The 15,935-nt window shown below is 39.8% G+C and carries 11 protein-coding genes; 9 read left to right on the top strand and 2 right to left on the bottom strand.

Translation table 11 applies throughout. The annotated features are described in order from the left end of the window. Positions 1–41 precede the first annotated feature (41 nt). The 7 genes from SYJ56_RS01560 to SYJ56_RS01525 all read left to right on the top strand — a co-directional run bounded on the left by SYJ56_RS01560 (position 42) and on the right by SYJ56_RS01525 (position 9,972). Entirely contained in the window at positions 42–2,447 is a 2,406-nt protein-coding gene (locus SYJ56_RS01560) for a 3-hydroxyacyl-CoA dehydrogenase/enoyl-CoA hydratase family protein (RefSeq protein ID WP_323831756.1), read from the top strand. Between the two features lie 73 nt (positions 2,448–2,520). Beyond that, positions 2,521–2,880, top strand: coding sequence for a four helix bundle protein (locus tag SYJ56_RS01555; protein ID WP_323831754.1), 360 nt, complete (start codon positions 2,521–2,523; stop codon positions 2,878–2,880). Between the two features lie 61 nt (positions 2,881–2,941). After that, positions 2,942–4,117 carry a thiolase family protein gene (locus SYJ56_RS01550; RefSeq protein WP_323831752.1) on the top strand — a complete coding sequence of 392 codons (1,176 nt, stop codon included), beginning with the start codon at positions 2,942–2,944 and terminating at the stop codon, positions 4,115–4,117. A 199-nt stretch (positions 4,118–4,316) separates the two neighbouring features. Beyond that, positions 4,317–4,460 (top strand): four helix bundle protein, encoded by a 144-nt coding sequence (locus tag SYJ56_RS26035; RefSeq protein WP_323831750.1) that lies wholly within the window; start codon positions 4,317–4,319, stop codon positions 4,458–4,460. A gap of 178 nt (positions 4,461–4,638) precedes the next feature. After that, positions 4,639–6,432 (top strand): acyl-CoA dehydrogenase family protein, encoded by a 1,794-nt coding sequence (locus SYJ56_RS01535; RefSeq protein WP_323831748.1) that lies wholly within the window; start codon positions 4,639–4,641, stop codon positions 6,430–6,432. A gap of 94 nt (positions 6,433–6,526) precedes the next feature. Then, on the top strand, positions 6,527–6,997 hold the full coding sequence (locus tag SYJ56_RS01530; protein ID WP_323831746.1) for a GyrI-like domain-containing protein: 471 nt from the start codon (positions 6,527–6,529) through the stop codon (positions 6,995–6,997). 563 nt (positions 6,998–7,560) lie between these two features. Next, positions 7,561–9,972, top strand: a complete 2,412-nt coding sequence (locus SYJ56_RS01525; protein ID WP_323831744.1) for an alpha/beta hydrolase — start codon at positions 7,561–7,563, stop codon at positions 9,970–9,972. Positions 9,973–10,052: 80 nt separating this feature from the next. Here the strand turns inward: SYJ56_RS01525 and SYJ56_RS01520 are convergent, their stop codons facing one another. Further along, positions 10,053–13,061, bottom strand: coding sequence for an AsmA-like C-terminal region-containing protein (locus SYJ56_RS01520; protein WP_323831742.1), 3,009 nt, complete (start codon positions 13,059–13,061; stop codon positions 10,053–10,055). A gap of 210 nt (positions 13,062–13,271) precedes the next feature. On the opposite strand from SYJ56_RS01520, the gene SYJ56_RS01515 reads away from it, so the two are divergent. Next, entirely contained in the window at positions 13,272–13,643 is a 372-nt protein-coding gene (locus SYJ56_RS01515) for a VOC family protein (RefSeq protein ID WP_323831740.1), read from the top strand. Here SYJ56_RS01515 and dgt read toward each other — a convergent pair. Continuing rightward, positions 13,640–14,986 carry a dGTP triphosphohydrolase gene (dgt, locus tag SYJ56_RS01510; protein ID WP_323831738.1) on the bottom strand — a complete coding sequence of 449 codons (1,347 nt, stop codon included), beginning with the start codon at positions 14,984–14,986 and terminating at the stop codon, positions 13,640–13,642. The genes SYJ56_RS01515 and dgt overlap by 4 nt on opposite strands. A 103-nt stretch (positions 14,987–15,089) precedes the next feature. Between dgt and SYJ56_RS01505 the strand changes: the two genes are divergently transcribed. Further along, positions 15,090–15,911 (top strand): DUF4382 domain-containing protein, encoded by an 822-nt coding sequence (locus tag SYJ56_RS01505; protein WP_323831736.1) that lies wholly within the window; start codon positions 15,090–15,092, stop codon positions 15,909–15,911. Positions 15,912–15,935: the final 24 nt, after the last annotated feature.

Raw genomic sequence — 15,935 nt, 5'->3', positions numbered from 1 at the left:
GATAACGACCACAAGGTAGAATCTACCAAAAGCCCAAAATTATGAACAGAACCATTAAGAAAGTTGCCATTTTAGGTTCGGGTGTTATGGGATCCAGAATTGCCTGTCATTTCGCCAATATTGGCGTGCAGGTGCTTTTATTGGACATAGTACCGTTTGAACTTAGCGAGCAAGAACAGAAAAAAGGACTGACCAAGGAAGATCCTATAGTCAAAAATCGAATTGTTACCGAGGCTTTGCAAAGCACCCTGAAGTCAAATCCTTCAGCAATCTATGATAAGGCTTTTGCCTCCAGAATTACCACAGGAAATTTTGATGATGATCTGCCAAAGATCAAAGATTACGATTGGGTAATGGAGGTGATCGTGGAAAGATTGGATATCAAGCAGTCTCTTTTCGAAAAAGTAGAGAAGTACAGAAAGGCAGGAACACTAATTACTTCCAATACTTCTGGAATTCCGATGCAGATGATGTGCGAAGGAAGGTCAGAAGACTTTCAGGAGAATTTTGTTGGGACGCACTTTTTCAATCCGCCTAGGTATTTACGGTTACTGGAGATCATTCCTGGTCCAAAATCCAAGCAGGAAAATATTGATTTTCTAATGGAGTATGGTGACAAATTTCTTGGTAAAGAAACCGTGCTTTGTAAGGATACTCCAGCATTTATTGCAAACAGAATAGGCGTTTACGCTATTATTTCTGCGATGCATACCATAGAAAAAATGGGTCTAGGTGTATCTGAAGTTGATAAATTGACGGGTACAATCATTGGTCGCGCAAAATCCGCCACTTTCAGAACAATGGATGTAGTCGGGTTAGATACTACAGTGAATGTGGCCAACAATCTTTATAAGACACTAACTCATGATGAGTCAAGAGATAAATTCAAACTGCCGAATATTGTAGAAGTCTTGTATAACAATAAATGGTTCGGTGATAAAACAGGCCAGGGTTATTTCAAAATGATCCGTCATGAAGACGGAAGCAAAGAACTGAAAGAAATAGACTTTGATACATTCGAGTATAAGGATGTTGAAAAGCCAAAATTCAAAGCGTTGGAAGCTGCCAAGGAGTTTGAAGACCTGAAAAAGCGAATCAAGCATTTGGTAAATTTTGATGATAAAGCCGGAGAATTCTATCGGGCTACTTTTTACGATTTGTTCAAGTATTGCTCCAATAGAATTCCGGAAATCGCGGATGAGTTATTCAGGATAGATCAGGCTGTTTGTGCGGGATTTGGATGGGAACTTGGACCTTTCGAAAACTGGGATTTACTCGGTGTAAAAGAGACCATTGAGAAAATGGAAGTTGCTGGGGAAAAGGCAGCTGCATGGGTTTATGAAATGCTGGAAACAGGAAATGATTCCTTTTATAAGGTTGAAAATGGTAAGAAGCATTATTATGATATCCCGAGCAAATCTTACAAGGAAGTGCCAGGTATGGATGATTTCATAATCCTAGATACACTTAAATCTGCAGGAAAAGTCATTTGGAATAATGCCGGATCATCCGTCTATGACTTAGGAGACGATGTGATTGGTCTTGAATTCCATACGAAGATGAATTCTATGGGAGCCGAAGTGATCGAAGGGATCAATACCGCTATCGGTATGGCAGAAAAATCTCACAAAGGCCTCGTGGTTGGAAATGAAGGAGCTAATTTCTCTGCGGGCGCAAATTTGGCAATGCTATTCATGTTTGCCGGCGATCAGGATTTTGATGAGATCAATCTTATGATAGCTCAATTTCAAAATACAATGATGAGGGCTAGATACTCTTCTGTTCCAGTAGTCTCGGCTCCGCATAACATGGCATTGGGTGGTGGCTGTGAGTTTTCGCTTCATTCCGATCACATCCAAGCTCATGCAGAGTTGTATATGGGTTTGGTGGAAGTTGGAGTAGGATTAATTCCTGCAGGTGGTGGTACCAAAGAAATGACGTTGAGATTTTCTAATGCAATACAATCCGGTGATGTAGAATTGAATCGGCTGCAAGATGCATTTATGAATATTGCCATGGCAAAAGTTTCTACTTCAGCTGAAGAAGCTCGAAGCTTAGGCTATTTGAGAAAAGATGATGGAATCACGCTGAATAGAAAGCGTCAGCTGGCTGAAGCCAAAATGAAAGTACTTTCTATTCATGAAGCAGGCTATACCCAACCAATTGAGCAAACAGATATTAGAGTTCTTGGAAAAGAATCATTGGCACTGTTTGAAGCAGGAATAACAGGCATGAGGTATGGTGCATATATATCAGAACATGATGCGTTAATCGCCAAAAAATTAGCATACGTGATGTCCGGAGGGGACCTATCTACACCCACTGAAGTTTCCGAGAGATACCTATTGGACTTGGAACGAGAAGCATTCTTGAGCCTAACTGGCGAGAAGAAAACGCTGGAAAGAATTCACAGTATTTTATTCAAGGGAAAACCACTTCGAAATTAGTATCAAATAGCAAGATATAAGTATCAAGTAAATTAGAGACAGTAGTTAGTATTAAGATTTAACTTTTAGAACTATGCACAATTTCAAAGAACTCAAAGTATGGCAGAAAGCAGTTGATTTTGCTGTGAAAATCTATTCCGTTACTAAGTCCTTTCCAAATGACGAAAAGTTTGGTTTGATTTCTCAAATGAGAAGAGCTGGAGTTTCTATTCCATCAAATATCGCAGAAGGTTGTGCAAAAACTTCAGGTAAATCGTTCGTAAACTCATTAGAAATAAGTCTAGGTGAAAGTTTCGAACTGGAGACTCAAATGAACATATCAGAGCGTGTTGGGATTCTTGATTCAGATACCGCAAGGGAAATGGAAAAAGATGTCGCAGAAGTTCAACGAATGATTATGGGGCTTAAATCTTCAATTGAGGCAAAATCTTGATACTAGCTACTTGATACTTTTTACTCTTTAATCCCAAATAACTAATAAACAAAAAACTCAAATGGAAGCATATATAGTAAATGGATATAGATCGGCTGTAGGGAAGGCTAAAAAAGGAGGGTTTAGATTTTACCGTCCTGATGATCTCGCTGCAGATGTGATCAAACACCTGGTAGCAAATACACCGGGATTGGAAACTAAAATGGTTGATGATCTGATTGTAGGAAATGCTGTTCCAGAAGCGGAACAAGGGATGCAAATGGGTCGGATGATTTCTCTCCTTGCTTTAGGAGTAGAAAATCCTGGATTTATTATTAATCGCTATTGCGGATCGGGAATTGAAGCTATTGCATTGGCAGTAGGAAAAGTGAAGGCAGGAATGGCAGATTGTATTATCGCTGGCGGGACGGAATCCATGTCTATGGTGCCAATGATGGGGTATAAAACAGTCCTGAATTACAAAATAGCAACGGAGCATCCATCATATTACCTCAGCATGGGATTGACAGCAGAGGAACTAGCTAGTGAGTACAGCATTACACGCGAGGATTCAGATGCATTTTCGGTAAAATCTCATGAAAAAGCATTAGCTGCTATAGCATCTGGCAAATTCAAAGAAGAAATTGTACCTGTTGAAGTGGAAGAGACTTACCTGGATGAGAAAGGGAAAAAGAAAAATCGAAAGTATATAGTTGATACTGACGAAGGTCCTAGAGCTGGGACTACTATGGAAGTATTGGCGGGATTGAAGCCAGCTTTCAAAAACAAAGGACAGGTGACCGCTGGAAACTCTTCGCAAACTTCTGATGGAGCAGCTTTCGTGGTGGTGATGTCCGAGCGTTTGATGAAATCCCTGAATCTCGACCCTATCGCAAGATTGATGTCTTATAGCGCTGCGGGAGTAGATCCACGTATCATGGGAATTGGACCCAAACTTGCCGTTCCAAAAGCCTTAGAACAAGCTGGATTAAGTCTCAATGATATTGATTTGATAGAGCTGAATGAGGCTTTTGCTGCGCAAAGTTTGGCAGTTATAAAAGCATTGGATCTTAATCCTGATATCGTAAATGTAAACGGTGGTGCAGTAGCGCTAGGTCACCCCTTAGGATGTACTGGTGCAAAACTTTCCATTCAGATTTTCAATGAGCTAAGACGCCAGAACAAGAAGTATGGACTTGTCACTGCTTGTGTAGGAGGTGGTCAGGGTGTTGCTGGGGTATATGAATTGTTGAAATAAGTATTTAGACATAAGACGCTAGACCTGAGACAATAGATCTAGCATTAGTCTATTAATACGATTGTTATATTTTATCCAAATCAGTCATGCACAATTACAAGGAACTATTTGTCTGGAAAAGAGCAATTAAACTATGTGCTCATATTTATAAGCTTTCTGCAAATTTCCCTAATGAGGAAAGGTTTGGCTTGATTTCCAAATGCGAAGAGCTTCTGTCTCTGTTCCTTCCAATATTGCTGAGGGAGGAGGAAGAAGAACAGATAAGGAATTTGTGCATTTTCTTGGAATAGCTCATGGTTCAATTTGCGAACTGGAAACACAACTCTTTGTAAGTGTAGTGTAGAATTAGAATTTACTGATTTGGGTAAAATAGAATATGTCACCCACGAAATTACTGAAATACAAAAAATGCTTTATGCTTTGATACTAAAGTTCGATACGAAATCCAGCTAAGTCTAGTGTCTTACGTCTAGTGTCTTACGTCTAAAGTCTAACGTCTATAATCTTAAGTCTAAATATTAATGGCCACACTAACAAAATCAACCCAAGGAGGAGAATTCCTTATCAAGGAAACTGATGCACAAGACATCTTTATTCCAGCAGAATTTACCGAAGAACAAAGAATGATGGCTCAGGCTTGTCAGGATTTTATCGATACTGAGATCACTCCTCATGTGCAGGAGATTGATAGCATGAAAGATCCTGATCTAGTCCCTAGGATTTTCAAAAAAGCCGGAGATCTCGGTCTTTTGGGAATCACTGTTCCTGAAGAATACGGGGGAATGGGCATGAGTTTCAATACTTCAATGCTTATCGCAGATATTATCGGTTCTGCTGGCTCCTTTTCTACTACATACGGGGCTCATACGGGTATTGGTACGCTGCCGATCTTATACTATGGTACGGAGGAACAGAAGAAGAAATATCTGCCAAAGCTCGCCACAGGCGAATGGGCGGCATGTTATTGCCTCACCGAACCAGATGCAGGATCGGATGCCAATAGTGGTAAGACCAAAGCTACTCTTTCTGAAGATGGTAAGACTTACTTTCTCAACGGTCAGAAAATGTGGATCTCAAATGCAGGTTTTGCAGATCTATTCATCGTTTTTGCCAAAATTGAAGATGATAAAAACCTAACAGCTTTTATCGTAGAGAAATCTTTCGGCGGAATCACTATGAATGAGGAAGAGAAAAAGATGGGAATCAAAGGCTCTTCCACTCGCCAGGTGTTCTTTAACGATTGTCCTGTCCCGGTTGAGAATATGCTTTCTGACCGTCAGAACGGCTTCAAAATCGCTGTGAATATCTTAAACATCGGTAGGGTAAAGCTAGGAGCTGGAGTGTTAGGAGGTGTTCGAACAGTAACTACTAATGCAATCAAGTATTCCACGGAGCGGAAGCAATTTGGTGTAAGCATCAATTCTTTTGGAGCTATCAAATCCAAACTTGCTGAGATGGCGACCAAGTCCTATGTATCAGAGGCACTTTGCTATCGTGCTGGACAGGATATTGAGAATAAAATCAATGCACTGGAAGCCGATGGAATGGATCCTTCGGAGGCGAAGTTAAAAGGTGTGGAAGCTTTTGCCATTGAGTGCGCTATTGCAAAAGTGCAATGTTCTGAAGTATTGGATTATGTGGTGGATCAAGGAGTTCAAATCTACGGTGGAATGGGTTACTCAGCGGATGCACCGATGGAACGTGCTTATCGTGATGCCAGAATATCCAGGATTTATGAAGGGACAAGCGAAATCAACAGAATACTGATGGTGGGGATGCTTCTGAAGCGGGCAATGAAAGGAGATATCAATATTTTCGATCCAGCAATGGCGGTTTCTAAAGAGCTTACGTCTGTGCCATCATTTGAGACTATCGATACATCTGAGCTTTTCGCAGCGGAGAAAGAGGTGCTGAAAAAGCTAAAGAAAGTATTTCTGATGGTCGGAGGCAAAGCTGCAATGACGCTTCAAGACAAAATCGAAGACGAGCAGGAAATTATGATGAACCTCGCTGATGTGATGATCGAGATCTATGCGAGTGAATCAGCGATTCTTCGTACGGAGAAGCTTATCTCAATGAAAGGTGAAGGAACCTGCAAGAATCAAATCGCGATGACGCAGATTTATCTTTCTCAGGCAGTTGATAAAATCAATACGGCAGCAAAAGAAGCAATAGGTAGCTTCACTAAAGGTGATGAGCAGAAAGTGATGTTGATGGGTTTGAAGAGATTTACCAAGTCAGAGCTTTACAATACGAAAGAACTGAGAAGGCAGATTGCAGATTATATGATTAATCAAGGCAAATACCCTTTTTAAAGTTGTGATAAATTGAGCACCAAAGCCTCCGAAAAGAAAGAGTTCGGAGGCTTTTTTATTAAATTGAGATTTTTATACAAGTAAAATTTTATTAATGACTATAAACAAAAAACAGTCTATAGAGCCATTTAAGATTGTTGGAATAGCGACAAGAACTTCTAATGTAACTGGCAAAGCAGCTGAGGATTTAGGCAATCTTTGGGGAAGATTCTTTGAAGAGCAGGTAGGGACAAAAATAATCGGAAAAGTGAGTGAAGATATTTATGCTATTTACACAGATTATGAGTCTGACTATACAGGAGAATATACCTGTTTGATTGGATATCAGGTGCATAATCTAGAAAAGATAGCTGATGGCCTAGTTGCAAGAGAATTCGCAGGAGGTAAGCATACCAAATTTACAGCCAAGGGGAAAATGCCTGATGCTGTTGTGCAGACTTGGATGGAAATCTGGGAGAAAGACGCGGATTTGGACAGACAATATTCGGCCGATTTTGAAGTTTACGATACCAAATCTCAGCAAGGTGAAAATTCAGAAGTTGATATTTTTATCGCTTTGAAATAGGAACTAGAGCCACTTGAACTATGTAAAAATAATAGTCAAGCCAGATGGAGAGTTGCAGAATTCCCCCTACCTTAACAGCATTCAGTTACATCATTTCTCAATTGAAACTATGGCTAAGCAACCAGAAGGTAAACCTAAGAATGACAAGTCTCAGGCTACAAAAACGTTAAAAGAAAAGCGAGCTGCAAAAGCCGCGAAAAAAGAAAGTAAGAAAAATAATTAAGCAATTAGCAGGAGTCAAAAGCTCCTGCTTTTTTTGTGTTAAACACAGCATTTTTGAGTTGCCAGACTTCGCTGCAGATGTGCAAAGCAAACCATCAATCATGTTCTTAGAAAGGCAACAGTGGTGTTCATTGTGAAACAGTTTAACACCATATGTTTGGTGTGCTAAGTAGGACTGTATTGTAGAAACATGCTTTTTGATGTGGTAGATTTATTAGAAAATTGATAACAGTTATTAGGAGTTAAATACCATCTATTCTCTCAGCAGGTAAAAAAAGAGTATAAGTGGTTCCAATATTAATCTGGATTAATATAGCTTAGGGCAAAATTTCATTTTGAACATGAAAAAAAGCTGTAAGAATACATTTTTATGGATTAGATCAAAGTTTTCACAAATCACTCCGGGTAGTACAGCAATAAGGGGAGCAGCTATTGGATTGATAGTTTTTACTGTTTCTTTGATTCTTATCAATTCTATTTTATTCTCTTTTGATATAGGAGATCCTTGGTATTTGCTTTTTGGCCTATTGACTCTTCTTGCTTCCTATTTACTAGGATTGTTGGGGGCATGGTTGATCAAGATTATTTCTCTGATTCCAAGAATCTATAGGGTGGCATCCATTATGTCGGTGCCCATATTATTTTTGATTGTTCACGGACAAGTCCTTCTCGTCATTGGACTTATTCTAATCTCATCTTTGCTGGGAGCAGCGTATTTTATTTTCAGAAAATCCCGTTTTTCAGCCTTAAAGGTTCCCAAAAAAGTAATTGCTGTATTGGGATTATTGATTGGATTTTTAGGGTTGGGAGTAGCAGGGTATTATTATTCACTCACTGGTTTGGAGGTGGATCCAATAGAAAACGCAGCTTTGATATCCATTGATAAAATATCCCCAATCCTTGGAAAATCTCCTGCAGAACCTGGAGAATATAGTGTAAAAACTATTACGTATGGAAGTGGAAAAGATAAACATCGACCCGAATTTGCAGATAAGGTAACGTACAATTTCATAACCGATTCGGTCAATGGAGTAGCTTTTTTGGATAATTGGAAAGGATTTTCTGGTTGGTGGAGGGAAAATTACTGGGGGTTTGATGATAAATCCCTACCCATTAACGGTCGGGTTTGGTATCCTGATGGACAAGGCCCATTCCCTCTTGTAGTTGTAGTCCACGGCAATCACAGCATGCAGGATTATTCTGATTATGGTTACGATTATCTGGGTGAGTTACTTGCCTCCAAAGGGATGATAATGGTATCCGCGGATCAGAATTTTATAAATGGTTCTTGGACAGATATTTTCAAAGGATTGCAAAAGGAAAACGATGCTAGAGGCTGGTTGCTTTTGGAACACCTCAAGGTTTGGCATCAGTGGAATTCTAAGATAGATCATCCTTTTTTCAAAAAAGTAGACATAGATAATATTGCACTTGTTGGTCATTCCAGAGGTGGAGAAGCTGTGGCCCATGCAGCCATGCTTAATGAATTGGACTATTACCCTGATGATGCAAGTGTCAGGCTTGGGTATCATTTCAATATCCAGTCATTAGTAGCTATAGCTCCTGTAGATGGTCAGTATGAGCCCGGTGATAGTAGAACTAGGCTTCAAGACATTAACTACTTCGTAATCCATGGAGCTCAGGATGCTGACGTATCTTCCTATATGGGGTCAATGCAATATGAGCGAATCAAGTTTCAAGATTCAAGCTATCATTTCAAGTCAGGACTCTATGTCTATGGAGCCAATCATGGACAATTCAATACTTCTTGGGGAAACAATGACACCGGTAATCCATTCTTGGGTCTATTAAATCTCAAGCAACAGCTTGATGAGTCGACCCAGCAAGAGATTTCCAAGGTATATATTTCAGCCTTTCTGGAATCTACGTTACAGGGGAAAATGGAATATTTACCACTTTTTCTAGATGCTAGAAAAGGGAAGAACTGGCTTCCTGAGACCATCTACTTAAACCAGTTTGAAGATTCAAACCTGAAAATACTTGCAAATTTTGATGAGGATTTTGATGTGAGCAGCGTATCTGCAGATTCTGGAGGTATACAATCTGAAAATCTAAGCGTATGGAGAGAATCTGAGATTCAATTGAAATGGCAAAAGAAAGGCTCTCGAGCTGCATTCTTGGGTTGGAATTATGATGTGGAGGATAGTTTGAAAGATGGAAGAGCAAAAGATGTAGTTCCTGATTCACTGATTGCCAGTTATAGTTTGAACTTAGAACCTTCCACTTTCTTGCTTGATTCATCAAATGTTTTGATGTTCTCAATGGCAGAATCAACAGAAGATTCCAATCCGAAATCATCTGGAAAATGGATCTCAAACACTAATGATAACAATAAGGAGGAAGATGATGAGGCTGAGGAGGAAAATTCTACAGATGACTCTGAAACTAGTGATAATAATAGTGAGGAAGACTCAGAAGAAAAGAAAGCTGAGAAGCCCCTGGATTTTACCATCCACCTTATTGATTCGGCAGGACAATCCATCGAATTCTTATTGAGTGAATATTCACCTTTGCAGCGCGAGATCTCAGTTACGATTTGGAAATCTGATTTTATAAAGGGAGATAGTCAGTCTGAAAAAGTATTCCAGACTTTCTCATTTAACTTGGAGAAGTTCGCTAAACTAAATCCAAGCTTTACCCATACTCAGATCAAGACTATCAAATTTATCTTCGATCAAAGTATTTCAGGTGTAGTAGTGGTTGATAATATTGGCTTTAGCCGTGAATTTTAAAAAGAAAGAGATGTTGGTCATTTTGAGCGGAGTCGAAGCCCAAAATATGAGCCTTATAGACCTCGCTCAAAAGACATTTATTAATCCTTCTTCACTGTAGTAGTATCAGGTTTTGCAGCAGGAGTACTTTTTGGAAAAAAGCCTTTTAACAACTTCTTTGCCTCATCCACCGCTTTGTCCTTGGCTTCATCCACTTGCTTTTCAAGTTCCTTTTTAGCGCTATCCTGAGCTACCTCAGATTTTGCTTTGAGCACTTGCTTCATGCTGTCTTGAGCTGCATTGAATTGTTCCGTAGCCTGTGTTTGCAAGTCTTTGGCCTCTCCGCTTACTCTAGCTTTCAATGCATTGGCGAGCAAGGACTCTATGCTATTACCGCCAGCAAGGGTAATTTTAGGTGAGTTGTAGGTTCCAGATAGATTCAAAGCCACTGGAATTGTGGCGTTTTCATCCATCTCAGTTCCAGAAATGCTAGCTAGCAGAGAATTAGCCTGGGATCCAAATTTACCTGCAGGAACTAGTAAGTTGATCAAATAATTAATCGAGCCATCAAAACCAGCGGTTCCCTGCACATTGGCTTCATAATCCCAAAGTTTCACATCAAATGGCTTCACATCCATCACCCCATTTTCGATACTGATAGGAATGGAAATGTTTTTCATCTGAAGGGTATTGACATCTTTGAGTTTGGTAAGACTCGTAATTCCTTCCAAAATTTTACTGTCCTTCAAGGCTGTTTCGGCCACTTTTAGCAAACCTTCGCCATCTAAACTGGACAATAATGGCATCATATCCTGACCCAGTTTTCCTGAGAAAATAAGTTTCGAATTGAATTTTCCAGTCAAGTTCTGAGCAATCGGAGCAAAAGCCTTTATGGTATTGAAGGATTTGAATGCTTCCGCAATGCTAAGCTCAGCTATGTTTAGGTTGAAATTGAAAGCAGGAGCTGTAAGATCTCGTGGATCATAATTTCCTGCCAAACCTATAGTGCCGCCCATAGTTTTCATAGAAGCATCGGAAAATGTTAAAACCCCATCTTTTAAAGCCATATTTCCCTTCACATCTTTGAGGCTCATATTGTCATACAGCACTTCATTCGCCGCCACAGTCATGCTGAAATCAATATTTTCTGGAAGCTCGATGACTGAAAGTTCCGAATTTGTAGTATCAGCGGAGGAATCCTTACTCATCCACTCATTCACGTTGAATCTGCTACTGTTCAAAGCAAGTTGACCTTTCAACGTGCCTTTTTCTCCCAAGAAATAATCCATGTAATTTGAAAGGGTACCTGTAGCTTGAAGTGGGCTTTCGCCAATCTTCGAGTCAAACTCTGTCAAATTAATTAGCTCTGGTGTGAATTCGGCTTTTGCCTTAGCGATCTGAACTCCTTGGGGAACGTCAGAGGAAGAATATTTAAAATTGCTGATATCCATAGAGCCACGGGTTTCCAACTGATTATATTTTTCAGCTTCCACTGCAGCATAAGACCCTTTTGTATTGATATTTGCCTGAATGCGGCCTTCCATATTCATATCTTCCATCGGGAAAATGGCTAGAATCTTTTTCAAATCTACTCCTCCTTTGATTTCGCCATCCCAGATCAGCTTTTCAAAATCCCGGATTTTCATGTTTCCGTTAATTGCTTCACCTTCTAGCTCAAAACCAAACTGGCTTAAGTCAACTAGAAAATCGGTCATACTTCCACTTGGGTTTTGGACAGATGCATTCACATTTAGATTCTCAATCGGCGCAGGATAATCCGCACTTTTCACATACCCATTAGCCAAATTCAGCTTCGCATCTGTTGCAGGAATAATGCGTGCCACAGAGTCGTATTTCCCTTTTGCGGTAGCATCCACATCCAGATTTCCCTTTAAAGCAATGCCTTCAATTGGGAAAATGGATGTCAGTTCTTCAAGGTCTAGTTTTCCTTTTAGTGCCGCGTCAATGGTGTAGCTGACCAAGTCAGAGAGGTAGAGTTTGCCTGAAATCGGATTATTTCCAAAGTCCAAATTGAAAGTTGGAATGGAGATAGAAGTATTGTCGATATTGTCCGTTTCATTTTTCAAGTGAAGGTCAAGGTTCACATTTTTAACAGGCCTTGGCAAGTCGGGGTATTGGAACATTCCGTCAGCTACTTTCAGCGAAATATCAAAAGAAGGAATTTTATTGTCATTGTAAATGCCTTTGATAGTTCCGGCGAAATCCATCGTACCGGAAGTGTTCAGACTCGAAAAACTCTCAGTGTAAATGCCTGGAACTAGGGACAGAATACTTTTGAACTCATTGTCAATGCCTTTAATGGCGATATCCATTTCTATATCATCAGTTGGCATCGCTAAATAGCCATTCATTCCAAATAAAAAATCATTCAACTGAAGATTGCTTTCACTCAGCGTGAATTTCATGTTCTCTAAATCAATATTTAAAAGGGCTTCTCCTTCGAAGCTTTTATTAGAAAGGTAACTGATGTCCTCATAAGTAATATCTGCAATTAGAGCTTCCATTTCGATCGGCAGATCATAGACATCGGTCGTGAAATCACCAGACCCTTTGGCGTTTATTCCTCCTAAAGCCATAAAATAATTGAGCTGTCTGTCGTCGTACACCAAATTCAAATCCCGGACATCCATTTCATCTACACCGATTCGGAAATTGCTTTCGTTGGTTTCTACTGCTAATTCTTCCGATGGGAAAGTGATGTCATAATTTGCTGTACCATCTTCTAGGACTTTAATATAAACATCCCCACCGTTCAAATGCACTCCAGTTAAGGTCGGGTAGTCGTCAAAGAGTACTGATTTGAGATTGAAATCAATTGTAAGCTCCCGCAGCGAAACTAGCGTATCATTTTCAAATGGAGCATTTCCTACAATATCCAAGTCATTGATTTTGGCGGAAACATTCGGAAAACTTCTAAAAAGGCTTAAACTCACATTATCAATGTCATAAATGACTTTGGCATTCACAGATTGGGCAATTTCCCGGTCAATCCGGGCAGCGATTTTGTCCTTGAATAGAAAAGGAACCGCGATTGCTGCCGCTATCAAAATTAGAAATACACTTAAAACGATAATCAGTGTCTTTTTCATAATTGGGATTTATTTATCGAATGGGTGTTTTTGCTAGAATTTATTGATTCCAAACAGGTGTTAGATACGTAATTAATAGCTTAGATAGTCTTAATAATAACAAGATTTAAGCCGTGGTGTACGCTTTATTTAAGGGGTAAATGCAAAATTATTTGATCGTAGTGCCAAATGCGCTAAATTTTTATAATAATGCCATTAAATCAAGATATCATGAAAGGTCTTAAAGTTCCCAATAATTATCAGGCTGTAATGCCTTATTTAATTCTCAAAAATGCTGAGTCTTTCATCAATTTCGCTGTGCAGGTTTTTGATGCTACGGTAACATTTAAAGAAATGCGCGATTCGGAGAGCATCATGCATGCTGAGATCTCAATCGGTAGTAGCACAGTAATGGTGGCTGATTCTAATACCGACTATGAACCTCAGAATGCCGGACTGTTTGTGTATGTCAAAGATGCGGATGCAGCTTTTCAGCTTTCATTGGAGTTAGGTTCCGAGATGATTTTAGAAGTTTCAGACAAACCTTATGGACGAATAAGAGACCCTTTCGGAAATACATGGTGGATTACTTCCGTGCTTTAGGAGCCTGGGAAGGAAATACCTTTCACTCTGCGATAGAGATTCAGCGCATATTTGTCCGTCATTCCAGAAATAAAATCTACCAAGCTCCGAAGCAACGGATAAGGGTTTACTTCTGCTCCCCATCCTTTTAGGGGAAAATCTTCCGGCAGCAGTCTTAGGATACTTTTATCTTGGCCTGAGAAATTATCCGGATCATAAAACTGATGGTAAAGCGCTTTGGAAAAAACTTCCAGCAATCCTTCTATAACTTGGAACCCGGCTGCTTCTTTTTCCAAAACTACTTGAGATCGATAAATTTTTTGAACTGAAACCTCCGATATCATCTGTAGTGCTTTGGCTGAAGGAATAATATCGGTCAAAGCTTTATCAAAATTCCCCTTGCACATACCTTCTTCGTAGTTGGCAAAGACATCAACACATTCGCTGATTAATTCCCCAATTGCCAATGCACGTAATGCGCCCAGATTTTGCGCTAGAGTCCTTGGCTCCTTGAGTTTTTTCGGATCAAATTTATCTTTCAAAATCGGCGCAAGAAGTTTCACTGTTTCTTCAAAGCTTACCAAGCCTAGCGTGCAGCCATCTTCCAGATCGATGATGCTATAGCAAATATCATCTGCAGCTTCCACCAAAAAAGCCAATGGATGTCGATACCAGCATTCAGGGCTTGATTTCTCCATTCCTAATACAGTTCCCATTTGCTCAAAATCAGCTAACTGATTAATAAAAAAGCCATACTTCTTCTGACTTCTCCGAGCTATATCCCGCTGTGCAATCATGCTGGGTCGGGGATACTTGGAAAATGCAGCCAAGGTTGCATACGTTAGTTTTAGCCCAAATTGCTTTGAAACAAGCATTCGGAAGCCTTGAGCATTTCCCTCAAAATTGCAAAGATCTGCTAACTGCTCTGTGCGTACATGAGATTCCCAGCATTTCCCTGCGGAATGAAATTTAAAAAAATCTGAAATAGCCTCTTCACCTGCGTGACCAAAAGGAGGGTTTCCAATATCATGTGTCAAAGAAGCAGCAGCCACTATAGCGCCGATTTCAAAAGGAGTAATACCAGTTTTATTCAATAATGGGTACTTTTCCAAAAGCATTTCCCCGGCTGCTTTCCCAAGCGATCTACCGACGCTGGACACTTCTAAGCTGTGCGTAAGTCTTGTATGTACGAATGCCTGCTCAGGCAAAGGGAAAACTTGAGTTTTATCCTGAAGGTTTCGAAAAGGAGAAGAAAAAATAATTCGATCATAATCTACTTCAAACTCACTTCGAACCACTTGTGTTGGTATAAATCCCGGACTATCACCAAATCTGCCTCGGGATAAAAGGCGTTCCCATTTCATCATCCCCAAAAATAAGAAGCTCTTTAGACATTACTTTACTATTTATCATTTTTGACTTGGCATGGTCATTGGAAATATGTAATTCTCAACCAATCTTATTAATATGAAAAATATATTTTCCTATCTCATGGTGACAAGCCTAGCATTCTTTGCTATGGCATGCTCCTCTGATGAAGACAATCCAAGTGGCGGTTCGGCGCGCGTTAATTTTTATCTTGTGGATGCACCTGCATCCTATGATGAAGTTTGGATCGAAGTGTTGGCGGTAAGGGTCAAAGTAGATGAATATGGGATAGATGATGATATGAAAGATGATGATGAATCTTCTTGGATAGAAATAGCCTATGACAAAAGCCAACCCATCAATCTTTTAGACTTGACAGGAGGAAATAGCGAACTTTTGGGAACAGAAGATTTTCCTGAAGGAGAAATCGATCAGATCAGGTTGATCCTCGGTGAAGATAATTATGTGATCAAAAATGGTGAACGATATGATATGAAAACACCAAGTGCTCAACAAAGTGGTTTGAAAATAAAAGTTGATGAGGAAATTCATGGTGGAATGTCTTATGATTTGATCATCGATTTTGATGCTGCGAAATCTATCGTGGAAGCAGGTAATTCTGGGCAAATCATTCTTAAGCCAGTCCTGAGAGCTTATTTGGATGAAGTTTCTTCTGGCATCATGGGGCAGGTTTTACCAACGGAAGCACTTCCAATTCAAGTTACAGTTCAAAGTGAGGATGAAACGATGAATACATTTGCAGATGAAAATGGAAACTATAAAATCACAGGCCTCGATGATGGAATGTATAGATTAACATTTACCCCAAATGAATTATATAGTATTAGTGTAGTAGAAGGTATCGTAGTCGAAGCCGGAAAAATTACCAAAGTTGACCCGGAAATTTTGAGTCAGAACTAGGAAAAAAAGATCAGCTTAGGCTGG

The organism is Algoriphagus aurantiacus (assembly GCF_035156405.1).
Taxonomy (GTDB): domain Bacteria; phylum Bacteroidota; class Bacteroidia; order Cytophagales; family Cyclobacteriaceae; genus Algoriphagus; species Algoriphagus aurantiacus.
This window is presented reverse-complemented; position numbering and strand designations above follow the sequence as displayed.